This window comes from Dietzia alimentaria 72, assembly GCF_000226215.1.
Classification (GTDB): Bacteria; Actinomycetota; Actinomycetes; order Mycobacteriales; family Mycobacteriaceae; genus Dietzia; species Dietzia alimentaria.
In genome coordinates this window covers 112,484-135,069 of the sequence record NZ_AGFF01000007.1, presented here as the reverse complement: position 1 = coordinate 135,069, position 22,586 = coordinate 112,484, and the positions used below count along the sequence as shown (strand labels likewise).

Sequence of the window (22,586 nt, the reverse complement as noted above, 5' to 3'; positions counted from 1 at the left end):
TTCCACTCGGGCGATGCAGTCGTTTTCCTCTTCGCGGCGCGGGCACCGCACCGCACCGCCGCCGCTTCGGGTGGTCGGCCTACTTACTTCGCTGCGGCCTTTTTCTTGGCGGGGGCCCGCTTGGCCGGAGCCTTCTTGACGGGCGCCTTGGCCCGTCGTTCGGACAGCAACTCGGAGGCGCGCGCATCGGTGAGCGTCTCCACGGTATCGCCCTTACGCAGGGAGGCGTTTGACTCGCCGTCGGTGACGTACGGGCCGAAGCGACCGTCCTTGACCAGCATCTGCTTGCCCGAGACCTCGTCGACCCCCATCTCGCGCAGCGCCTTGGGGGCGGCAGCCTGACGACCCCGACGCTTGGGCTCCGAGTAGATCTTGATCGCCTGCTCGAGGGTCGTGGTGAACACCGCATCCTCGGAATCGAGGGTGCGCGAGTCGGTGCCCTTCTTGAGGTACGGGCCGTAGCGCCCGAGCTGCGCGGTGATCTCCTCGCCGCTGGTGGGGTCCACGCCCACGACCCGCGGCAGCGACAGCAACTTGAGCGCGTCCTCGAGCGTGACCGTCGCGGGCTCCATGGACTGCATGAGCGAGCCGGTGCGGGGCTTGGGGCCGGTGGGGTTCTCGGCCTCCTTCTTGGCCTTGCGGGTGACCGCGGACTTGGCCTTGGTGGCGGCCTTCTTGGCTTCAGCTTTGGCGTCGTCATCCTTCGCGGCGGCCACGGCCGCATCGCGCTCGGCGTCGATACGCTTCTTCTCCGCTTCGGCGTCGGCGAGGACCTTCTTGGCCCACTCGGCCTTCTCGGCTTCGGTGGGCTCGGGCAGCTTCTCGGTGACGTACGGGCCGTAGCGGCCGTCCTTGACCACGATCTCGTGTCCGGTGGATGGATCAACGCCCAGGGGCCGGCCATCCTGTGGGGTCGAGAACAGCTTCTCCGCCACGGCGAGGGTGAGCTCGTCCGGGCTCATTCCCTCGGGCAGATTGGTTCGCTGCGACTCCTCGGTGCCATCCTCGCCGCGGACCATGCGCTCGAGGTATGGGCCGTAGCGACCGACGCGCACGAAGACTGGGCGGCCCTCGGAGTCGTCGAACACACGGATGGAGTTGATGCTGCGCGCGTCGATCGCCTCCAGGTTCACGTCGACGAGGTTTTTGAGGCCCACCGCGTGGTTGGCATCGGCGCCGTCACCAGGTCCCTCGACGTCACCGAAGTAGAAGCGGCGCAGCCAGTCGTCGCGGTTCTCTCGGCCCTCGGCGATCTCGTCGAGCTCGTCTTCCATGGCCGAGGTGAAGTCGTAGTCCACGAGTCGGCCGAAGTTCTGCTCGAGCAGTCCCACGACCGCGAACGCCACCCAGCTGGGGACGAGCGCGTTGCCCCGGGAGTAGACGTATCCGCGATCCTGGATGGTGCGGATGATGCTGGCGTAGGTCGACGGGCGTCCGATGCCCATCTCCTCCATCGCCTTGACGAGGCTGGCCTCGTTATAGCGGGACGGCGGGCTGGTGGTGTGCCCGTCGGCGACCAGATCGGAACCGGTGAGCGGCTGCCCTTCGGTCAGCTGGGGCAGGCGGCGCTCTGCGTCGTCAGCCATCTGCTTCTCGGAGGACTCGGACTCGTCGGTGGCCTCGACGTAGGCCTTGAGGAAGCCGGGAAAGGTGATGGTCCTGCCCGAGGCGGAGAAGGTCGCCTGCCTGTAGCCGGAGTCATTGGTGCCGACCTCGCTGGAGATACGGATGCTCACAGTGGTGCCGCGGGCATCGGCCATCTGGGAGGCGACGGTCCGCTGCCAGATGAGCTCGTAGAGGCGGTATTCCTCGGCGTCGAGAACGCTGTGCAGCTGGCCGGGGGTCGCGAACGACTCGCCGGCGGGGCGGATGGCCTCGTGTGCCTCCTGCGAGTTCTTGACCTTGCGTGTGTACTGCCGCGGCGTCTCGGAGACGTACTCCCTACCGTAGAGCTCCGTCGCCTGCGCCCGGGCCGCGGCGATGCCACCCTCGGACAGCGTCGTGGAGTCGGTACGCATGTAGGTGATGTAGCCGTTCTCGTACAGCCTCTGCGCGATGCGCATGGTGCGCTCGGAGGTGTAGCGGAGCTTGCGGCCGGATTCCTGCTGCAGTGTGGACGTCATGAACGGTGCGTAGGGGCGTCGTGTGTACGGCTTGGACTCGACCGAGTCGACGACGAAGTCCGCGCCGTCCAGAGCTCCTGCCAGCGCACGAGCGGCGGATTCGCCCAGGACCACGGAGTCCTTGGCCGCGCCGGTGGTCTTGAGTCGACCGTCCTGCCCGAAATCGCGGCCCTGGGCTACGCGGGCCCCGTCGACCGCGGAGAGTCGGGCGGTGAAGCTACGGGGCTCGCCCGCGTCTGTCCCGGTGGAGCCCTGCGTGGTCAGCGACGCGGTGATGTCCCAGTAGTCGGCGGCGACGAACGCCATGCGCTCACGCTCACGCTCCACGATCACGCGGGTCGCCACCGACTGCACGCGACCGGCGGACAGTCGCGGCATGACCTTCTTCCACAGGACCGGCGAGACCTCGTAACCGTAGAGGCGGTCGAGGATGCGGCGGGTCTCCTGGGCGTCGACCAGGTCGGTATCGAGCTCACGGGTGTTCTCCGCGGCGGCGATGATGGCGGGTTTGGTGATCTCGTGGAACACCATCCGCTTGACGGGCACCTTGGGCTTGAGCACCTCGAGTAGGTGCCAGGCGATCGCTTCACCCTCGCGGTCGGGGTCCGTCGCCAGCAGGAGCTGGTCGACGCCGGCGAGTTCCTTCTTGAGCTCGGCTACTTTCTTCTTCTTGTCGGCGCTGACGACGTAGATGGGCCGGAAGTCGTCGTCGGGGTTCACACCCAGCCGTGCCCACGGCTCCTTCTTGTACTTGGCCGGAATGTCGGCCGCGCCCTTCGGCAGGTCACGGATGTGCCCGACCGAGGCTTCGACCACGTAGTCGGACCCCAGGTACGGCTGGATCTTGCGGGCCTTGGTGGCGGACTCGACGATCACCAGGCTCCGCTTCCCGCCTGATGCTGCCTGTTTGCTCGCCACTGACATGCTCCCAACCTGCGCTGATACGTCGCCGACGCCTATCGCCGATCCTCGGTCCCGGATACGGTACGCGTGCCGGGGGCCTTCTATACGAATTCATACCAGGCGAGATGCCCTCGGCGAGAAACGTGCGCTACCCCCGGGCCGGGCGCGGAGCCATCATCGGGCTCCCGCAGCACGTGCCGCCAGCGCACCTGGGCCCGTGGTGGATTCTCTCGGTCCGGCTCACTCCGCGCGCGCCCATGGTGGGGTGCCGGGCAATGGTCGGGGGGTGTCCAGGTGCTGGTCCGGTTCCACCTGCCCGGTCTTGAGGTATCGCAGGACGATCTCGTCGACTGCCTCGTTCCCGGAGTCGAACTGACCGTGCACGGTGCCCCTGACACGCACGAGTGTGCCGCCGGTCGCCGCAGCAGTGGACGGCCCGAAGATCGCCGGGGTCTGTGGGTCGTGGTCCGCCTGGATGACCAGCGGCCGTGCGGCCATCGGGTTGGCCTGGATCTCGTGCGGAACCGTCGATGGCGGGTAGAGACAGTAGGGGACCTGCTCCGTCAGCCCCCAGATCTCCTCATGAGTGCTGCCGACCGACTCACTGCTGCCGAGCAGGACCGGGGCGAGCGGGGTGCCCACCGTCGGCGCGGTCTCATTGCAGTTGAGGATAGTCAGATAAGTCTCCATGTCCGACGTCACGGCGGGCTGGTCCGACTCCTCGGCCAGCGCGGCGGCGAGTGCCTCCGGGCTCGGCGGGTCCGGAAGCGTGCCGTGGACCTTCGCGGAGATCGCCCAGGCGATCGCGGGCCACTCCGCGGGCGAGGTCGAACTCTCGTCCAGGATCATGAAGTAACCGACAGCCCCATCGACGTCGCGATCGAACACTCCGGAGGATGCCGCGGCGAAGTTGTCCAGGCGCGCGGACCCGGTGTTGGCCCCGTCGACCGACCCCACACTGGAGGACGGCACGGGCAATGAACCCACCAGGTCGTCATCCGGCCCGGCCGGCGGTGGAAGGAACCGGCTCGCCGCCGCGCCCTCGGACAGGTCGAGCTGATGGATCTCGCGGTACACCTCCAGCGGCGTGTCGCCGAGCTCGAACGCGTCATCATGTTCGGCGATCCACTCCAGGACGTAATTCCTCGCCTGGTACCGGTTCTGCGCCTGCCTCAGATGGAGCTCGTACCACCATGTATCGGTGGGCCCGACCGCGGAGTCCAGGACCATCCGCTCGATGCTGTCCGGGAACAGCGTCTGATACATCATGCCGATCGCCGTGCCGTAGGAATATCCCAGGTAGTTGATTCGGTCGAGACCCATTAACTGCCGGACCAGCTCGTGATCCCGCACCAGGTTCTCCGTGGTGATCGTGGAAACGAACTCACGGTCCGTGTTCATGCACCGCAGGGCCAGGACCGGCGCGTTCTCGCCCTCCAGTCCGTCCTCTGGCAGACACTCGAGGGCACCGGCACCCTCCAGCCCGCGCGGTTGCACGATCACGAGGTCGTGATCCCGACGTACCTCGTCGATCGCCGCGTCGTCGTCCCCGTCGAGGGCGGAGTACCACATATCCCGTGCGTCACCGCCCGGTCCGCCGGGGTTGCCGAAGACCGTTCCGGTCCGCTCTCCGGTCGCGGTGATCTTTCGCACTTCGATCCCGACCGTCCGGCCGCCAGGATCGTCGTGGTGTACCGGTACGTGCACCGAGGCGCAGAGGACATCGGCCCGCGGGAGGCCGAACCCCGTATCTCGCTCGGATTCCGCCGGGCAGATCGACCAGCTCAGGGTGTCGACCCCCGCGCGGGTGAGTGACGGAGAGGGTGCGGGTGACGCAAGGGGAGTGTTTCCGACGATCACACCGATCGTGACGGCACCGCATAGGAGGCTCCGGGGAGAGGGACGCATGATGACCACTTTTTCATCTTCGCAGTTCGAATCGCAGCGTTTCGCGGTCGACTGAGCCGGATTGGCAGAAGTAGACAGCTCGGTCTACTCTTGACGGAAGAGGCCACGTCGGTTAACTGAAACCTGTTACAGTTCGGCATAGAGGGCGTGGCCCCGGGTCGCGCCAGAACCGGCGTACCGTCGGTGGCACCACGGGATCCGACAAGCCCGAATTCTCACGACGCAACGGAGGTCAGCAGCGGTGGGCAATGTGTCCAAGACCAGGCTGGATAAGGTGGTCATCCGCATCGCGGGCGACTCCGGAGACGGCATGCAGCTCGCCGGTGACCAGTTCACCTCGGAGGCCGCCGCCTTCGGCAACGATCTCGCGACCCAGCCGAACTACCCGGCTGAAATCCGGGCGCCACAGGGCACCATCCACGGCGTCTCAAGCTTCCAGATCCAGATCGCGGACTACGACATCCTCACCGCCGGGGATCGCCCGGACGTCTTGGTGGCGATGAACCCCGCCGCCCTGAAGGCCAACATCGACGACCTTCCCTCGGGCGGGATCCTCATCGTCAACTCCGACGAGTTCACCAAGCGAAATCTCACCAAGGTCGGGTACGAATCCAACCCCCTGGGCTCCCCGGCCTTCGAGGCGTACCAGGTGCATGAGGTCGCGATGAGCACGCTGACCATCGGCGCCGTGGAATCCGTGGACATCGGCAAGAAGGACGCCGAGCGCGGCAAAAACATGTTCGCACTGGGCCTGCTCATGTGGATGTACGGCCGCACGGTCGAGTCCATCGAGAAATTCCTCCAGGAAAAATTCAGCAAGAAGCCGAACATCCTCGAGGCCAATATTCTCGCTCTGCGCATGGGCTGGAACTATGGCGAGACAACCGAGGCCTTCGCTTCCGAGTACGAGATCCAGCCGGCCAAGTTGCCCGAGGGCCGCTACCGTCAGATCACCGGCAACACTGCCATGGCCTACGGCCTGGTCACCGCCGGTAAGTCCGCCGAGATGCCGGTGTTCCTGGGCACCTACCCCATCACCCCGGCCTCGGACATCCTGCACGAGCTGAGCAAGCTCAAGCAGTTCGACGTCACCACTTTCCAGGCCGAGGACGAGATCGCCGGTGTCGCCGCCGCTCTCGGCGCCTCGTACGGCGGGGCCCTGGGCGTCACCTCGACGTCGGGCCCGGGTCTGGCACTCAAGTCCGAGGCAATCGGCCTGGCCGTGATGACCGAACTGCCGCTCGTGGTCATCGATGTCCAGCGTGGCGGACCGTCGACCGGCCTGCCCACCAAGACCGAACAATCCGACCTGCTCCAGGCACTATTCGGCCGCAACGGCGAGTCGCCGGTAGCCGTGGTCGCCCCGCAGTCCCCGGCCGACTGCTTTGAGATCGCCCGCGAGGCCGCACGTATCGCTGTCACCTACCGGACCCCGGTTATCGTCTTGTCCGACGGCGCCATCGCCAACGGTTCCGAGCCGTGGCTACTGCCCGAGGTCTCGGCCTTGCCGGCCATCGAAAAGAACCTAGCCAAGGCTGCCGAGGGTGAGGACACCAAGGAGTACCTGCCCTACGCCCGTGATCCGGAGACCCTCGCCCGTGACTGGGCGGTCCCCGGGGAGCCCGGACTGGAGCACCGCATCGGCGGTCTCGAGAAGGCCAACGGCACCGGCAACATCTCGTACACCGCTGACAACCACGATCTGATGACCCGTACCCGCGCCCTGCGGATCGCGCTCATCGACGTCCCGGACCTCGAGGTGGACGATCCGTCCGGCGAGGCTGACGTTCTGGTCGTGGGCTGGGGCTCGTCCTACGGCCCGATCGGTGAGGCCGTGCGGCGTGCCCGCGCCAACGGTCACCGGGTCGCCCGAGCACACGTCCGACACCTGAACCCGCTGCCCCACAACATCGGCGACGTGCTGGCCAAGTACCGACGTATCCTGGTGCCCGAGATGAACCTCGGCCAGCTCGCAATGCTGCTCAAGGCGCGTTTCCCCGCAGAGATCCAGCCCATCACCAAGGTGCACGGCATGGCTTTCTCCGCCGAAGAGCTCCAGACTGCTATCGAGTCCGAGTTCGCCGGCCGCCTGTCGCACACCGAGCACGACAAGTATCGACTGGCACTCGACGGGGTCATCACCACCACAGGTGAGCCCGCGGTCCGCAACCCGCGGATCGGCCACACCGCCACCGGCACCACCACCGCCAACCGAACCCGCTGACAACGAGCGAGGAGAGGATACCCATGACAAGCACCGAATCCGGCCTCGTCGGCAGCGAGTTGCCGCTGGACGCGTTGGCACACGTTCCCACCACCGACGCACCGCAGAAGCCCAAGGACTACACCTCTGACCAGGAGGTGCGCTGGTGCCCGGGCTGTGGCGACTACGTCATCCTGGCCACCATCCGCTCGCTGCTGCCCAAGCTCGGCCTGAAGCGGGAGAACATCACGTTCATCTCCGGCATCGGCTGCTCGAGCCGCTTCCCGTACTACCTCGAGACTTACGGCATGCACTCGATCCACGGTCGTGCGCCGGCCATCGCCACGGGCCTGGCCACCGCGCGGCCCGACCAGTCCGTATGGGTCGTGACCGGTGACGGCGACGCCATGTCCATCGGCGGCAACCACCTCATCCACACGCTGCGCCGCAACGTGAACATGAACATCCTGCTGTTCAACAACCGGATCTACGGACTCACCAAGGGCCAGTACTCACCCACGTCGGAACCCGGCAAGGTGACCAAGTCCAGCCCCATGGGCTCGTTGGACCACCCGTTCAACACGCTCTCGCTGGCATTGGGCGCCCAGGGCACGTTCGTCGCCCGCGCCCTCGACTCTGACCGCAAGGGTCTGACCGAGGTCCTCGAGGCCGCCGCCCACCACCGCGGCACCAGCTTCGTGGAGATCATGCAGGACTGCCCCATCTTCAACGACGGCTCGTTCGACCTCCTGCGCAAGGAGAACGCCGCCGACCACATCGTCCCGGTCCGTCACGGCGAGAAGATCGTCTTCGGCGACGAGGGCCAGCACTGCGTGATCCGGTCCGGATTCTCGCTGCAGGTCGCCGCCACCGCGGACGTCGATGAGTCGGACATCGTGGTCCACGACGCCCACACCGATGACCCCACGTACGCCCACGCCCTGGCCAACCTGTCCAGCCAGGACCTGGAGTACACGGTGATGGGCATCATCCGTCAGGTCGGTCGCGATACCTACGACGACCTGGCTCGCGCCCAGGTCGCCACCGCCAAGGAGAACGCCCCGGACGATCTCCAGGCACTGCTCAACGGCAGCAACACCTGGACCGTCAGCTGATCTGACCGGCACCTGCATCATCCGGTGCAGCATCACGACCCGCAGCATCGCCCACGGGGGCGGTCACCGGCACAATTCCGCCGGCAGACCGTCCCCGTGTCGCGTTTCGTCGTCCGCTTCAGCGTGCATGCGTGCATGCGTGCACCCGGACAGCGCATCTTGAGCCACTCACGCTGCCTCTACGACTCGCGCTGGCAGGGTGCACAACTTTCCACGGGTTGCGCTGGCCAGGTGGACCACAGAGCCAGCGCACGTCACGGAGCCAGCACAACCAGGGCCAGTCGCGCTGGCAGTTTGCTCGGCAACTCGGTGGAGCCGCGGCCGGAGTCCGACGCAGAGGCAGAGGCAGAGGCACAAGCGGAGGCAGAGGCGCAGCCGCAGACAGGGCCGGAGCCGGACGCGCAGGATTCCGGCGCGCAGGATTCCGGCGCGGTCTCAGATCCGCCGACTGACCGTCCCCGTGATGCGACCGCGGGAGTCCCAGGTGCGCTCCACCACGTCGGCTGTCCCGTGTTGGTCGACCCGGACCGCGGTCGTCGACCGAGTGCCGTACCACTTGCCCACGCGGACGAACCGCGACGACAGTTGCCACTCCCGCAGGAGCGGCACACCGGTGTGCGGCAGGTGGGGCGGTAGAGCCTTGCGGCGATCCGCCAGCAGGTCGAGCAGCGACGCGGACCAGTCGGGGCCGGACATCGCGTCGGTACCCATCAGTGCGCGCACGTCGCGGACGGCCCCCACGACCTTTGGCCACGGCGTGTCGAGAGCCGCGTTGGACAGCCCGTGCACGCCGATACCCAGCTGCAGTGGCCCTCGGCTGGAACGGTTCGAGGCCCACCACATCTCGTCGAGATCTCCGGCCAGGAGGTTGACGGGCCCGTAGCCGTCGAGGTCGTCGACGACGTGGCGGGCGAACTCGGTGACGGGGACCGGTCCGGTAAGCGCGTCTACGGGCAGTGCGCCGCGCGAGGCAGGTGCGGGCTGCACCGGCCCGACCTCACGCACATTGGTGACGGCGGCGAACCTTGCGCCCGCCGCGAGCGCCAGCCAGGTTCCGCCGGCGGTGACGTCGCGTCCGGCGATGATCGGTTCAGACTGGGCCTCACCCACGGACTCCGCGGCGCCCGCGGCCCACTCGTGCAGGGGCTCCGTGGGCCGATCGAGCACCTCGTCCCGGTTGGCCACCACGATCAACGGGTACCTGGGGTGGACCCGACGGGCCACGACGAGCATGCACATGTGCTCGAAACTACCCCGGCCACTGCGCCGGCGGCACCCCGGCGGGCGGCGCCCCCAGATTCTGCGCCAATCGGGTACGCGCGCGAGCCGTACCCAGGCGCAACAGCGGCCCTCCGCCCTTCGAGCCGACATAGGTGGACCGGATCCCGACGCGTTCCAGCGCCTCGGCAAGCGCGGCCCGCCGGGGAGCGTGATGCTCCATCCCGGCGTCGATACCGAGTTCCACCGCCCCGCCGGGCGCGATCACGCCGGCGGTGAGGAACCAGACCCGCAGCGCGCCGGCCGACGGCGTCCACCCGTGCGGGACTGTCGAGACCGCGCCGCGTCGCCAACGCCGCACCACGGGGGCCAGGAGCGGTGTCCTGATGGTGGAGACCGTGCAGCGGCCGTCGGGGCCCGCATCCGAACGCACGGGGTCGAGTCCGGCCTCGGAGAGCAGGGTTTCCACGACGTCTGCTCTCCATGCGGAGTCGAGCGCGACGGAGATCTGGGCGACGTCGCCCGCCAGGGTCGACTGACCGCGGGCGGCCAGCGCCCCTTCCAGGTCGGAGGGCTCGGGGACATGGTCGTCCGCGGCGAAGAACGACAGCTGGGTCACGGGTCAGAGCCTACGGTCGACCTCCGACAGAAGACGAGGCCCCCACCGCGATCGCGGTGGGGGCCTCGTCGGGGTCGACCGATTAGGTCAGATTGCGCGGACGTCCTGCGCCTGCGGACCCTTCTGCCCCTCGCCGACCTCGAACTCGACGCGCTGGTTCTCCTCGAGCGACTTGAAGCCGCTACCGGAGATGGATGAGTAGTGGACGAAGAGGTCGGCGGAACCGTCCTCGGGGGCGATGAACCCGTAGCCCTTTTCCGCGTTGAACCACTTGACGGTGCCCTGTGCCATGTTTAGATTCGATCCTTTTCCGTACTGCAGGTGCGACTCGCGGGTTGGCCACGCGGGTCGGGTCACCGCCCCGTCCGAGGAGTAAACCGCGGACGATGGTGGCAACCGCCTCCAGTAGATCATGAGGACCGCGGTAGGAGAACCGATCAACGTAGGTCGGTCCCGACCGCCCCTGAACCACCCTCTGGCGCCCCCCGCCGTGGCCGCACCTCTACGGTCGAGGGGTGACAACTTTCGGGCGCGAACTCCTGGGGCACCTGCTCTCCCAGCTTCCCGCCGGGGCGTCCCCGCTCACTCACGCCGTGGATCTGCCGGCCCGCGACGCCCGCTATTCCGAGTGGCCGGCCTGGTCTCTCCCCGGCCTGGTCAGCGAACTCCGCGACCGTGGAGTGGACCGCCCCTGGGCTCACCAGGTAGCAACCGCCGAGCACGCGCACGCCGGGCGCCATGTGGTGGTGGCCACCGGCACCGCGTCGGGCAAGTCCCTCGGCTATCAGCTGCCCGCGCTCAGTGCACTCGCCGAGGATCGCAACGGGTGCGTGCTGTACCTGTCACCCACCAAGGCGCTCGGACAGGACCAGCTGTCGTCCGTCGTCTCGCTGGTCGACGCGGTTCCGGAGCTCGCCCACGTGGCCCCCGCGTCCTACGACGGCGACACGCCCACCGATGCCCGGAGGTGGATCCGGGAGAACTCGCGGTGGATCGTCACCAACCCGGACATGCTCCACCTGTCCCTGCTCGGACGGTCCCGTCAATGGACGCGGCTCCTGCGGGGGCTCCGCTTTGTCGTCGTCGACGAATGCCACTCCTACCGGGGTGTGTTCGGCTCCAACGTCGCCCTGGTCCTGCGCCGGCTCGACCGCCTGGCCCGGGCGATGGGCGCCTCACCCACGTTCGTCCTGGCGTCCGCCACGACCTCCGACGCCGGCGCCGCGGCGACCACGCTCGTAGGGCGGGAGTGTGTGGAGGTCACCGACGACGCCTCACCACAGGGCGGTCGGACAGTTGCCCTGTGGGAGCCGCCGTTGATGGACGGCCTGACCGGCGAGAACGGTGCGCCGGTGCGCAGGCCGGCCCCGGTGGAGGCCTCAGGGCTCATGGCCTCGCTCGTGGCGGAGGGTGCGCGCACGTTGACGTTCGTACGGTCGCGGGCGGGCGCCGAGTCCACCGCGCTCCGGGCCCGCGAGCAGCTGATGTCGGATCACGGTTCTCGCGGCAGGGAGCTCGCGGGAAAGATCGCCGCGTACCGCGCGGGGTATCTGGCGGAGGATCGGCGTCGTCTGGAGCGGGGCCTGGCGGAGGGCGCGCTCGTGGGCGTGGCCTCCACGTCCGCGCTGGAGTTGGGCGTGGACATCTCCGGCCTCGATGCGGTGGTCAGCGCCGGTTTCCCGGGAACCATTGCCTCGTTCTGGCAGCAGGCCGGCCGCGCTGGTCGCCGCGGGCAGGGCGCGCTCGTGATGCTGGTCGCGCGCGACGACCCGCTGGACACCTATCTCGTCCACCACCCGGAGGCACTGCTCGGCCGGCCCGTGGAGGCCACCGTCACCGATCCACGTAACCCGATCCTGCTGGCGGGCCAGTTGCGGTGCGCGGTGAGCGAACGCCCGATGTCGCACGCGGAGGCCGCCGAGTGGGGCGCCACCGCCGTGTTGGAGAAGCTCGACGACGACGGGCTGGTCAGGCGCCGGCCGGCGGGCTGGTATCCCGCGGCGGACGACCACACACCTCATGCCGAGGTGGACATCCGCGGTGCCGGCGGGGCGGAGGTCGTGATCGTGGACGCGGTCGACGGTCGGATGCTCGGCACGATCGATTCCGTCCGGGCCCGCTCCCAGGTCCATCCCGGTGCGCTGTATCTGCATCAGGGCGAGTCGTTTGTGGTCGACGAGCTGGATCTGGAGGAGGGTCTGGCGCTGTGCCATCCGGAGACGCCGGAGTGGACCACCTCGGCGCGAGAGCAGGTGACGATCGATCTGATCGAGAGCCTGGAGTCAGTTCCCGCCGGGCCGGTCACACTGTCGTTCGCGGAGGTCGAGGTGACCACCCGGGTGACCGGTTACCAGCGGCGGCTGCGCGGCGGCGAGATCCTGGACGTGCCTCCGCTGGACCTGCCTCCCACCACGTTGGCCACGCGCGCCGTGGTCTATACCCTTACCCCACAGCTGTTGAGGGTGGCCGGTCTCGAGGAAGCCGACTGGCCCGGCGCGCTTCACGCCGCCGAGCACGCCGCGATCGGGCTGCTGCCACTGGTCGCGACCTGCGATCGCTGGGACATCGGCGGGGTGTCCACCGCGCTGCACGCCGATACCGGCCTGCCCACAGTCTTTGTCTACGACGGTTACGCGGGCGGCGCCGGGTTCGCCGAACGCGGCTTCCGGCGGGCTCTGCCGTGGCTCCGGGCGACTCTGGACGCGATCCGATCGTGCGAATGCGAATCCGGATGCCCGTCGTGCATCCAGTCCCCCAAGTGCGGCAACGGCAACGACCCGTTGTCCAAACCGGGGGCGGTTGCGCTGCTCACCGAGGTGGTGGGGCAACTTCGGGACTCCCCGGCCGCCTGAGCCGAGCGGTCCGCCGGATACGTCCCGGTCAGACCGGCCCGGCCCGCGCCACCGCCGACGCCGACCGGGAGCCCAAGGGCCCGAGGTTTACGCCCACCTCGGTGCGCACCACCACGTCGTCGCCGTCGATCGTGCAGACTGCCATTGCCGCGCCGTTGGCAGAGGCGACCCCCGCCGCCGTACCACACGCCTCCCCGACTTCCCGGACGGCGTGCGCCCCCGCCAACGCGGCCAGGTCCGCTGCCGATCTAGCGGCGTGCCCGGCCACAGCGACCCGCGCGATCAGAAGCACAGCCAGCGTGAGGGCCAGGACCGCCGCCACGGCGAACGCAGTGGTGACGGTCATGGCGCCGCTGTCATCGTCGATCCTCCGACGCCACTCGCATCGACGACGCGGCGACGCCCCCACTACCTGCCCGCCACCTGTGGCCACTGGCCCCCCTCTCGTCATCCCGTCATCCCCGGCTCGATACGTGCGACCGCGCTGGCCGTGAGTTCGACGCCCGGTAGGCCCCCGGCGGGAGCCACGACCACCGCGGTCACCGACGCCACGCCCGCATCGACCTCCACCAGCGCGCCAGGTGCCGCCGCACGCCCCGCGGCGAGCTCCTCCGCTGCGCCCGACATCGACGCGACCCGGGCGGTCTCCCGCGCGGCGTCCACCAACCTGATCTGGGTCAGCCCCGCGGCGGCTCCGGCTGCAGCCATCGCTACGACTACCACCAGAGACGCGATCCCCAGCGCCGCCTCGACCGTCACCGACCCCGCATCCCGGCCCCTCCGGAACCGTCGCAGCAATCCCGGATAAGGAGGGCGCGCACTACCGGCTAATTCAGGACGCCGAGCAGGTCGCGACCGACCGCGAAGTCGTCGATCGGGTGTTGAAGCACGAGTCGCTAAGGAGCACCGCCCACGACTCGACGACGCAGAAGGCCCTGACTCCGCAGGATCGCCTTGCGCAGCTCCGGAAACGCCAGGTCCATGGGCACCAGTGGCACAGCGCCCCGCTGAAACGTGCGCTGAGCTGACCACGCTGGCCATGCTGGGCCGTGTTGTCACCAGAGACGCGGTGCTCTCCGTGGACGGACAGCCTCTGCGAGATGACAAAGGCAATCGTGTCCTTGGCCCGGAGACTTGTCATCGTGGACGAGACGGGGGCACCGGTCGTGCGGGCGGCCCCGATTCCGACACAGGCCGTGTTCGACCGCGTCGGCAAGGAGCTGGCGGGCCGAGAGAACAAGAAAGTGCCGACCAAGCGCTCGTCGGCGTTGCCCACGCAGGTGATTTTCTGCGGCGCGTGCGGGCGCCCGGCGTACCGACTCAAGGGCGGCACGGGGAGGCAGCCGCAGTACCGATGCGCGTCGGCGCAGTACAAAACGCCGCAGATGGGGTGGATCGGACCCGTGTGCGACGCGGTTCGGTCTCGGCTGGCCCAGTCGGCACGAGAGTACGCCAACGGGTCGATCGGATGTTCGAGACCCTCACGCGCCACGCCAAAGGATGAACCATCAGCGGATTTGTGGATCGTTCCGCTTCCCGACGATCGCCCGAGTGCCGCTACAGTTCCCTTATGAGTGACGACGCTGACCACGGCCCACAGATCGCTTCCGTCGGGGAATTGATGGAGGTGCTCTCGCCGATCACTGGAGATGGTCGCGAACTGTGGTATCGCGGTCACCGAGATTGGACCTGGGGATTGGAAGCGTCAGCACTACGACCCGAGAACAGACATTTGAACGAACGGGCGATGCTTGCACGGTTTCGCCAAGAAGCAGCCGCCACGGGGCGTCAGTTCCCCTTCGATAACTGGGGCTGGATCACATTCGCTCAGCACCACGGACTGCCCACTCGTTTACTCGACTGGTCGCAGAGCCCGCTGGTCGCGCTATACTTCGCATGCGAGCCTGATCCGGCCGCGAAGGATACGGGGGTCGAACCCGACGGCGAGTTTTTTATCCTCAATCCCAATGATCTGAATTCCGAAGCCGGCGACAGCGACGACGGCCATCCCCGGCTGCTATCCGACACCGACGAAAAGCTCACGAAGTATCTCCCGGGCAAGGATGCCGACGACCCTTCGAAGCCTCGTTCAGTGGTTGCGCCGATGATTTTCGACCGGATTCGGTTTCAAAGTGGCACATTCACCGTCGCGCAGATTCCTCCTGTGACAGCTGACCAGCAGCCGCTTCGTAAGGCGAAAGCTCTTCAATCGTTTCCAGTTCCTGGCGACACCAAGTCCGCGCTTCGTGAGCAGCTCGACGCGCTAGGTTTCAATGAGGCTTCCATATACCGAGACCTAGACCGCATCGCAAAGCGAATCAAGACCGGCCACGGACGGGGACGAGCATGAGGATCGCAACGGAATCACTTGCAGGAATTACGATTTCACGATTCATGCGTATGACCAGTGTCGTCGATCTTAATCCTCCCTATCAGCGGGAGGGCGGCGTTTGGAATCCCGGCGCGAGAAGTGTCCTGATAGATTCAATCATCAACGGTCTTGATGTGCCGAAGCTGTATTTCGAGGCTGTAACGTCAAGGCGGAAAAGCCCACAAGGACTCACATACCAGTATGCGGTGCTTGATGGAAAACAGCGGCTGGAAGCGATCTTGGCCTTCCTGTCGGACCAAATCTCGTTACCTGAGAATTTCATTTTCTTTGAGGATGAGACTGTCCAAGCCGCGAGGATGACGCTCTCTGACCTTCAGGAGAAATACCCGCTGTTAGCGCGGCGTTTCATTGACTTCGAAATTCCGATTGTGCGTGTCACAAGCGACAGTGGCGATCTCATCGAGGAGATGTTTCAGCGATTGAATAGCGCATCCGCGCTGAACTCGGCCGAGAAGCGGAACGCCGTCAGCGGCGCAACTAGAGACGCTGCGAACGCACTGTCTTGGCACACCCTGCTCCAAGACCTTTCCCCGATCAAGAACGCCCGCTACAAGTACCGCGAACTAGGGGCCAAGTTTCTCGCGATCGAGCATCAGATGTCGACTGACGGCAAGATCTCGGACACCAAGGCGTCTACACTTTATAAGCTATTCCTGGATACACACGGTAATACGCCACGGATCACTCCGGAAACGATGAACGCCTGCCGAGACCGGGCTCAAACTGTCCTTGATCGCATGGCAGAGGTATTCGACCAGAACGACTGGCTCCTCTCTTCTATTGGAACGGTAGTTGTGTACTACATCGCGTTCCGCTCACCCGGGTTCTCCGCAGCCGTCGACCGAGACAAACTCGCGGACTTCGAGGAGCTACGGAAAGCAGCAGCGCAGGTCGGAGAGGACGACCCTCACTACACGCGTGGGGCGAACGTGAGGCTCCGCGAGTACAGTGCCTTTGTCCAGTCGACCAACGACGGGCGGGCCCTCACCAGGCGCGCAGAGATTCTTAATATATTCGTCACTGGATACGATCCCCAAGATGCGCTCCGCAGCCTGGATACGATCTCCGATGGAGAGCTGCCAGACAGTGACGACGGTGATGACTCGTAGTCCATCCGCGTCAGAAGCCGGCCCAGCCATCAGATTCTATGAAGCACCAGCCGAACTCGCCGAGATCGTAGTTGCCGTCGGGGCAGGGACGTAGATTTTCGCCGGAGATGAGCGGCGGTCTCGATGAAGTGCAGGGTCTCGCCGTCAGCGGCGACGATCACCTACTCCAGCACCTCGCGGGTGACGGATGGCGCGGTCCAGCCGTTCCAGGGCCGGACGTATGGCACGGCGGGCCAGACCAACTATGGCTCGAAGCCGAATATGGTGAATCCTGCAGTCGTGATCAAAGATTGCCTCTGGGGGTGTCCGTGCCGCGACGGCGAAACAGGGGTACCCCTCACGCGCCACAAGATCTCAGGCCTATACCGTCGGAGCGTGACCCTAAAGAAGAACGTCGACGACATCGTGTCAAAGCTGGCAGCGCTAACCGAGCACGTCAAGGACCTGCAAGGGCGCCGGCTCGGTGCTCAACAGCGCGATAGTCTTCGGGAAGCTAATGAGGAACTGCGAGCCCAGCTCGGTTCAGCTATCGAGCTGACGAACCAGGCGATGCCTCTATACAAGCAGGTTGAGGACATCGTCGTCAGCCTCGAAGCGCTTGGCGATGCGGTCGATTCCCTAAGAGGGCGAGGAATAAGTCGTGATGACCGGGCGAACCTTCGCAAAGCATCGGAGGAGTTGAGGGCGCAGTTCCGCTCGGTGATCAACCCACGAGCCATGCCTCCTGCGGTGTTCGACCCCTCTGACACCCGGGTGTTTGGCCGGGTGGCGGCGATGGCGCTGCTGGCACAGGAGCGCATCCCGCTCAGCACAATTCCGAACGTCTACGGATCGGGCGTGTACGCGCTTTATTTTCTGGGCAAATCCCCTTTGTACCAGGCGATCAGCCACACGGCGACCCCGATCTACGTCGGCAAGTCAACCCCACCGGACGGTGCGATCACCGTGATCGAGCAAGACAACGCGCTCACCACCCGGCTCGGGGATCACAGAAGCTCGATCGACCATGCGGTCGATTTGGGGCTGGCGGAATTCCAATGCCGATTCCTGGTTGTCGCTTCCGGGTGGGAATCACCAGCCGAGCTCGAATTGATCCGGTACTTTCGCCCGGTTTGGAATAAGGGCAACGGCATCGAGCCCGTACACGGCTTTGGTAACCATGACCCCGGATCTGGGCGCGGAGATGGCCGGAAGTCTGAGTGGGACACCCTCCACGGTGGCCGAAGTAGCAAGTCGCTTAACAAGAATGAGAAGACCAAAAACGAACTAGAGAATCAGGTCGCACGGCATTTCAAAGAGGTTCCCGCTGTCGCGGGCACCCAAGCGGTTATCGATGACTTTCTTCAGTTCCTTGCTTCGCCTCCGATGAACATCTAGCTGAGTCGGTCGATGATGTACTGAGTCACGTCCTGCGTTATCTGATCGGCCGTGTCGTCGCCAGCGTGGTACTTGGCGGCCAACGCTCGTCCGAGGTGCAGAGTATCCCACATGGAGCGCTTGCCGCTGATCCGACCGCTGCATGGGTCATGGCTGCCAAAGACGTCGAGCATCGCGTTCCACACTGGCAGATGACGGCGGATCATCGCCGACTCGCCCAGTGCGATCCAGATATCCTCGACAACGAGCCAGCGGGCCCGGAAGTCGGCGATGTCGAGGTTATCGGCCGCACGGACGCTCTTGCCGTGCTCGCGGATCCGCGACGAGAGCGCCTTGGTACTGGACTTCCACCCTGCGGCGGCCGCCGTTGGGAACGGCCTTGCCGACGTAGATCGACTGGACTAGTGATTCGGCGTTAGCCTGGGCGAGTCGGGTGTAGGCCGGGAAGTCGCCGATGTAGCACGGCGGTTAGACCCCGGCTCCGTGGAACACCTTGACGTTGTCGACCGGAACCGGCTTCATCTCCTCAATCCGGTTGACGACTGACTTCGCGAGATTCTGCATGTCCAGCGGGTTAAACGGGCCCTCCCGGAATTAGAGTGCTTTGATCCGGTCCTGGAGCTTGCCAGGTCCAGGTGCTCGCACACCGACAGCGCGACGGTCTCGGCCAACATTGCCGGAACAGCGTTTCAGAGCTGACGCATGGCCTCTGTCCTGGACCGTGCAGCGCGTAGCGGTCTGGGAACGTCTGTAGCCGGGCGGCCTCGTGCACCGTCGGGGATCGAGTCTCCGCTCACCACCGTGTACATCACGGCGCCGAAGGCGACTGCGGCATTCTGCCCACGGCGAATTCAAATGATAACTTTGCACCCGCATAATCCCGCCGAGCTCGCCATTACACTCCCGGCTCGTCTCCGCAGGTCACGTCCCGAACGCGGCCCGAGCCCGCACCGTCTAGGTACACTTAGGTACGCAACAGACGTGAACCACGTGCCTATCTGCACCTCATCTCCACGGAGTACTGCCATGGCCACCCTCTCGGCCAGCACAGACACCACCGTCACAAGTACCGCGAGCATCACCGACCGTGACGCCGCCCTTCTGGCCGCCTACGCCGAGCTCATGGCCGAGACCGGCCGCCGGCCCAGCATCCGAACGCTGCGCGAGCGCGCTCGAGTCAGCACCGATGCCGCCGCCGACTGGCTCCGCCACCACGCGCCCGAACGCCGCGCCCCCGAGATCCCGGCCGAGAGTCTGGCTCCGGTCCTGGCACCCCTGTGGGCCGCTGCCGTGGACATGGCCACCCAGTCCCGTCGGGACGAGCACCAAACCACCCTGGCCGCACATCTCGAGTCCGAAGCCCGGGCCCTGGCCGATGCCGAGCAGGCCGCCACTAAGGCCCAGCAGCAGGTCGACCGTGCCGCCGCGGCCGAGACTCGCGTTGAGAACCTGGCCCGGGAGATCGTCACCGCCCAGCAAGCGGCCCACCGGGCCCGAGAACAAGCGCACGAGGCCGACACCACCGCAGCCGAGACTCGTGAGAGGGCACACGTGGCCATCCACCAGGCCGAACAGGCCGTGGCCCAGGCCGAGGCCGAGGCGACAACATTGCGCGAGGCTCTGGCCGCGATAGTGCCTACCACAGACACCACACAGGAGAAGTCATGACCGACACCCCCGTCCCCGACTGGGGCAGCGACGAACTCCGGCGCACCTGGCCGGAATTGTCCGAGTCTGACCGACGCGCCATTATCGAGGATCGAGACGCTGAGCTGCTGCGCAGTGCTGCAGCACAGATGCGAGGCACTGAGCTTGACCGCTCAGCGGCCGGGGGCGACTTCACTATCGACGGTCTTCAGGACGAAGGTCACCAGTGGTTCGCCATCGGATTCGGCCAGCCGTGGAACGGGTGGGCGACCCCCATCGTCAATGCCGGATCGCTGCGGAACCTTATTGACGATCTGGCCGAGCTCGATGGCGAACCCTTTGCCGAGATCCAACCCGACGGTAACCTCCTCGTCTTCGGAGAGGAGCCGCAGGACAACTACACCGTCACCCCGAACGAGTCCGGCGAGTACGCCCTGTATCAACTCGGCTGGTGTTTTCTCCAATGCGGCTGAGTAGCGGTTCGGTCAGTCTCGCTCAGCCCTGCCTTGATTAGAATCCCCAGGTCACATTGCTAACCTGTCAGTATGCGAAGTGTCGAGTTGTTCGCCGGTGGCGGCGGGCTTGCCCTGGGGTCACACCAGGCTGGTTTCACTACTGAGATCGTCGCCGAGTGGAATCACTGGGCCTGCGACACTCTCCGCGAGAATCGGGATGCCGGATACTCGCTAGTGCAGGGCATCGACATCCGTGAAGGCGATGTCCGCGACATCGACTGGTCGACCGTGCCCGACGGCGTCGACCTGGTCAGTGGTGGCCCCCCTTGCCAGCCGTTCTCCGCTGGCGGCAAGGGCAACGCGGCTGAGGATAAGCGCGACATGTTCCCAGCGACAGCCGAGGTTATTCGCGAGCTACGGCCCCGCGCCTTCGTCATCGAGAACGTCCGGGGTCTGACCCGTGCGGCCTTCTCGGAGTACTACAGCTACATTCAGCTGCGGCTCGGACATCCCGAGATCATCGCGAACCCCGGAGAGTCATGGGGTGACCACTTTGCACGCCTGCAGGCTGAACACACATCAGTCCGTTCGGATCTGCAATACCGCGTGATACCGAAGCTGGTCAACGCCGCAGACTACGGAGTACCCCAGCAGCGTTGGCGGGTATTCTTCGTCGGCTTCCGCAACGATGTGGACGCCGAGTGGAGCTTCCCTACGCCCACCCACTCATCAGGGGCACTACGTTCCGCCCAGGAAGACGGTAGCTACTGGGATCGCCACCAGGTGCCCAGCGCGCACCGTGACTTCCGCGTGCGCACCCCCAGAGACGCCGATCCGGATCTGCGGCCCTGGCGCACTGTCAGAGATGCGCTGCACGATCTTCCAAACCCAACCGCGACCGAGAGCACCGAGTTCCTTAACCACGTGCAACAACTTGGCGCCCGGTCTTACCCGGGCCACACCGGCTCCTACATCGACGCACCCGGAAAGGCGCTCAAGGCTGGCGTCCACGGTGTCCCCGGCGGGGAGAACATGCTCCGCGATGTCGACGGCTCGGTGCGGTACTTCACAGTGCGCGAGGCCGCCCGCCTGCAAACCTTCCCCGATGGATACCGTTTGCACGGCCCGTGGAGCGAGGCCATGCGTCAGCTCGGCAACGCTGTGCCCGTCATGCTTGCGGAGACCGTGTCGCTGTCGGTACGCGAGCACCTGGACATCGCCACGTTTAACGCCCGCAGGGCGCAGGCCGCCAGCCGCCGGTCCGCTCGGCGATCGGCGACCGCATGAGCAGTCCGTTCAACCCACTCGATCGACCAAACCTCGCCCGGGCTGTCGCCACTCAGATCGAGCAAACCGAGGCCGTGCCGCTGGAAGAGGCGAGCACCTACATCAAACGGCGCAACATCTTCACCGGCGCTGGGGTTTACGCGATCTACTACCACGGCAACTTCGAGCCGTACGCCAAGCTTGCCCAGGCCAATGCCGAGGGATCGGTCTACCCGATTTATGTCGGTAAAGCCGTCCCCGAGGGTGCCCGCAAAGGCGGCGAGGAGCACCCGGATACCGCCAGAGTCGACGACGATGTGGTCGAAAGCGGCACCAGGACCACAAAACTCGCCGAGCGCCTGCGCGAGCATCGACGCAGCATCCTTGCGGCCGAGAATCTCGACCTCGACCACTTCACCATGCGCTGGTTGGTCGTAGAGGACATCTGGATTCCACTCGGAGAGTCAGCCATGATCCGCAACTACCGCCCGGTCTGGAACGCCGTGGTTGACGGCTTCGGCAATCACGATCCTGGAAGCGGACGCAAAGATGGGGTGCGATCGCAGTGGGACACCCTGCATCCGGGGCGCAAGTGGGCCTACAAGTACCCAGCCCGCCCAGCAGGTGCTGAAAGTTTAATCGCCCAGGATGCCCGCCAGTATCTTGACACTCGACTGAACTGAGCAAGTCCCCACCGTGTACTCCGCCGGCCCAGAACCAGGTCAGACGGAGTACACGCTTCCCTCAGGGTCAGCCGACAAGGATGTCGGACTCCCGACCCGGCGGCACATCGATCCACAGGCCGCTGCCGACGACCTTCTTCACGGTGGCGGATGCCGGCGCTGTGCGAAAATAGCGTCGAGGGCTGTCCTCCACCTGTTCCCATCGGACGATCTCGCGAACATGGCTTGGATGGATATACCCTTTGCAGCTGGCGAGAAGAATTCCTCGTTCAGCAACGAGTCGATTCGCCGTCGGCAGACTTAGCTCCCACACTCCCTCAATGCCTCCGAGCGCGCTCGGGGTCGAGTAGTCCACACCGGCCGAGCTACGTAGCGGCCTTCCGTGCATATCGCGGCGCGGGTCAGGCCGTGACTCTATGACACTCACTCGGAAGATCAGTTCGGCGATTTCTGCGGGATTTGAAACATAGCGGGTACGGCTGGCGAGCGCGACCACATCGTCACGGTCAACACGGACCTGCTTGCCCGACCCGATGTTCTTGAAAAGCCCGGTTGCAACGAGCGTCAAGATCTTCTCGCCGGTCACAGTAGGCCGTCCGGACTTGGTCTCGAGCAAGCTCGCGAGCTCCTCCGCGACCTGCCCCGTCGATAATTTGATCCCCATTCGCGAAGTTCCTCTCATCGATGCCAGCCCTGTCGGCTACGACAAGTGTACA

The 22,586-nt window shown here is 65.9% G+C and carries 18 protein-coding genes and 1 pseudogene; 10 read left to right on the top strand and 9 right to left on the bottom strand.

The window, feature by feature from the left end; genetic code table 11:
- Positions 1-83: 83 nt before the first annotated feature.
- Both topA and ON04_RS03060 read right to left on the bottom strand, forming a co-directional pair.
- Complete coding sequence (topA, locus tag ON04_RS03065; RefSeq protein ID WP_033444032.1) at positions 84-3,047, bottom strand: type I DNA topoisomerase; 2,964 nt, start codon at positions 3,045-3,047, stop codon at positions 84-86.
- Between the two features lie 219 nt (positions 3,048-3,266).
- Entirely contained in the window at positions 3,267-4,934 is a 1,668-nt protein-coding gene (locus ON04_RS03060) for an alpha/beta fold hydrolase (protein ID WP_141564608.1), read from the bottom strand.
- Positions 4,935-5,175: 241 nt separating this feature from the next.
- Between ON04_RS03060 and ON04_RS03055 the strand changes: the two genes are divergently transcribed.
- Both ON04_RS03055 and ON04_RS03050 read left to right on the top strand, forming a co-directional pair.
- The gene (locus tag ON04_RS03055) at positions 5,176-7,158 is read left to right on the top strand and encodes a 2-oxoacid:acceptor oxidoreductase subunit alpha (RefSeq protein WP_010540111.1); all 1,983 of its coding nucleotides are present in this window, start codon (positions 5,176-5,178) and stop codon (positions 7,156-7,158) included.
- 23 nt (positions 7,159-7,181) lie between these two features.
- Positions 7,182-8,252 (top strand): 2-oxoacid:ferredoxin oxidoreductase subunit beta, encoded by a 1,071-nt coding sequence (locus tag ON04_RS03050; protein ID WP_010540110.1) that lies wholly within the window; start codon positions 7,182-7,184, stop codon positions 8,250-8,252.
- A gap of 435 nt (positions 8,253-8,687) precedes the next feature.
- Here the strand turns inward: ON04_RS03050 and ON04_RS03045 are convergent, their stop codons facing one another.
- From ON04_RS03045 to ON04_RS03035, 3 genes are all read right to left on the bottom strand, one after another.
- A complete protein-coding gene (locus tag ON04_RS03045; protein WP_029457594.1) occupies positions 8,688-9,491 on the bottom strand; it encodes an NRDE family protein in 804 nt (267 codons plus the stop codon).
- A 10-nt stretch (positions 9,492-9,501) separates the two neighbouring features.
- A complete protein-coding gene (locus ON04_RS03040; RefSeq protein WP_010540108.1) occupies positions 9,502-10,089 on the bottom strand; it encodes a hypothetical protein in 588 nt (195 codons plus the stop codon).
- Between the two features lie 87 nt (positions 10,090-10,176).
- Complete coding sequence (locus ON04_RS03035) at positions 10,177-10,380, bottom strand: cold-shock protein (RefSeq protein WP_010540107.1); 204 nt, start codon at positions 10,378-10,380, stop codon at positions 10,177-10,179.
- Between the two features lie 224 nt (positions 10,381-10,604).
- Here ON04_RS03035 and ON04_RS03030 point away from each other — a divergent pair, with 224 nt between their 5' ends.
- Positions 10,605-12,941, top strand: a complete 2,337-nt coding sequence (locus ON04_RS03030; protein ID WP_010540106.1) for a DEAD/DEAH box helicase — start codon at positions 10,605-10,607, stop codon at positions 12,939-12,941.
- Positions 12,942-12,969: 28 nt separating this feature from the next.
- Here ON04_RS03030 and ON04_RS03025 read toward each other — a convergent pair whose 3' ends face one another.
- Both ON04_RS03025 and ON04_RS03020 read right to left on the bottom strand, forming a co-directional pair.
- The gene (locus tag ON04_RS03025) at positions 12,970-13,287 is read right to left on the bottom strand and encodes an Rv3654c family TadE-like protein (protein WP_010540105.1); all 318 of its coding nucleotides are present in this window, start codon (positions 13,285-13,287) and stop codon (positions 12,970-12,972) included.
- A gap of 101 nt (positions 13,288-13,388) precedes the next feature.
- Complete coding sequence (locus tag ON04_RS03020) at positions 13,389-13,700, bottom strand: TadE family type IV pilus minor pilin (protein WP_010540104.1); 312 nt, start codon at positions 13,698-13,700, stop codon at positions 13,389-13,391.
- Between the two features lie 811 nt (positions 13,701-14,511).
- Here ON04_RS03020 and ON04_RS15875 point away from each other — a divergent pair.
- The 3 genes from ON04_RS15875 (at position 14,512) to ON04_RS15870 (ending at position 17,819) form a co-directional block, all read left to right on the top strand.
- Complete coding sequence (locus ON04_RS15875; RefSeq protein ID WP_010540102.1) at positions 14,512-15,291, top strand: FRG domain-containing protein; 780 nt, start codon at positions 14,512-14,514, stop codon at positions 15,289-15,291.
- Between the two features lie 50 nt (positions 15,292-15,341).
- Positions 15,342-16,442, top strand: coding sequence for a DUF262 domain-containing protein (locus ON04_RS03005; protein WP_158217814.1), 1,101 nt, complete (start codon positions 15,342-15,344; stop codon positions 16,440-16,442).
- A gap of 375 nt (positions 16,443-16,817) precedes the next feature.
- Positions 16,818-17,819, top strand: coding sequence for an Eco29kI family restriction endonuclease (locus tag ON04_RS15870; RefSeq protein WP_158217813.1), 1,002 nt, complete (start codon positions 16,818-16,820; stop codon positions 17,817-17,819).
- Here the strand turns inward: ON04_RS15870 and ON04_RS15710 are convergent.
- A pseudogene (locus ON04_RS15710) lies at positions 17,816-18,275 on the bottom strand (Eco29kI family restriction endonuclease). The gene ON04_RS15870 and the pseudogene ON04_RS15710 sit on opposite strands and share 4 nt — an antisense overlap.
- A gap of 570 nt (positions 18,276-18,845) precedes the next feature.
- Between ON04_RS15710 and ON04_RS02990 the strand changes: the two are divergent.
- From ON04_RS02990 to ON04_RS02975, 4 genes are all read left to right on the top strand, one after another.
- Positions 18,846-19,487, top strand: coding sequence for a hypothetical protein (locus ON04_RS02990; protein WP_010540097.1), 642 nt, complete (start codon positions 18,846-18,848; stop codon positions 19,485-19,487).
- A complete protein-coding gene (locus ON04_RS02985) occupies positions 19,484-19,939 on the top strand; it encodes a hypothetical protein (RefSeq protein WP_010540096.1) in 456 nt (151 codons plus the stop codon). Before ON04_RS02990 ends, ON04_RS02985 begins: the two co-directional genes overlap by 4 nt.
- Before the next feature lie 72 nt (positions 19,940-20,011).
- Entirely contained in the window at positions 20,012-21,208 is a 1,197-nt protein-coding gene (locus tag ON04_RS02980) for a DNA cytosine methyltransferase (protein ID WP_010540095.1), read from the top strand.
- Positions 21,205-21,870 carry an Eco29kI family restriction endonuclease gene (locus tag ON04_RS02975; protein WP_010540094.1) on the top strand — a complete coding sequence of 222 codons (666 nt, stop codon included), beginning with the start codon at positions 21,205-21,207 and terminating at the stop codon, positions 21,868-21,870. Before ON04_RS02980 ends, ON04_RS02975 begins: the two co-directional genes overlap by 4 nt.
- A 67-nt stretch (positions 21,871-21,937) precedes the next feature.
- Here ON04_RS02975 and ON04_RS02970 read toward each other — a convergent pair whose 3' ends face one another.
- Positions 21,938-22,534 carry a hypothetical protein gene (locus ON04_RS02970; protein ID WP_010540093.1) on the bottom strand — a complete coding sequence of 199 codons (597 nt, stop codon included), beginning with the start codon at positions 22,532-22,534 and terminating at the stop codon, positions 21,938-21,940.
- Positions 22,535-22,586: the final 52 nt, after the last annotated feature.

Coding starts and splice junctions, on each gene's coding strand:
- topA (WP_033444032.1), bottom strand. CDS start 3,047: ATGTCAGTGGCGAGCAAACAGGCAGCATCAGGCGGGAAGCGGAGCCTG.
- ON04_RS03060 (WP_141564608.1), bottom strand. CDS start 4,934: ATGCGTCCCTCTCCCCGGAGCCTCCTATGCGGTGCCGTCACGATCGGT.
- ON04_RS03050 (WP_010540110.1), top strand. CDS start 7,182: ATGACAAGCACCGAATCCGGCCTCGTCGGCAGCGAGTTGCCGCTGGAC.
- ON04_RS03045 (WP_029457594.1), bottom strand. CDS start 9,491: ATGTGCATGCTCGTCGTGGCCCGTCGGGTCCACCCCAGGTACCCGTTG.
- ON04_RS03035 (WP_010540107.1), bottom strand. CDS start 10,380: ATGGCACAGGGCACCGTCAAGTGGTTCAACGCGGAAAAGGGCTACGGG.
- ON04_RS03025 (WP_010540105.1), bottom strand. CDS start 13,287: ATGACCGTCACCACTGCGTTCGCCGTGGCGGCGGTCCTGGCCCTCACG.
- ON04_RS15875 (WP_010540102.1), top strand. CDS start 14,512: ATGAGTGACGACGCTGACCACGGCCCACAGATCGCTTCCGTCGGGGAA.
- ON04_RS03005 (WP_158217814.1), top strand. CDS start 15,342: ATGACCAGTGTCGTCGATCTTAATCCTCCCTATCAGCGGGAGGGCGGC.
- ON04_RS02990 (WP_010540097.1), top strand. CDS start 18,846: ATGGCCACCCTCTCGGCCAGCACAGACACCACCGTCACAAGTACCGCG.
- ON04_RS02985 (WP_010540096.1), top strand. CDS start 19,484: ATGACCGACACCCCCGTCCCCGACTGGGGCAGCGACGAACTCCGGCGC.
- ON04_RS02980 (WP_010540095.1), top strand. CDS start 20,012: ATGCGAAGTGTCGAGTTGTTCGCCGGTGGCGGCGGGCTTGCCCTGGGG.
- ON04_RS02975 (WP_010540094.1), top strand. CDS start 21,205: ATGAGCAGTCCGTTCAACCCACTCGATCGACCAAACCTCGCCCGGGCT.
- ON04_RS02970 (WP_010540093.1), bottom strand. CDS start 22,534: ATGGGGATCAAATTATCGACGGGGCAGGTCGCGGAGGAGCTCGCGAGC.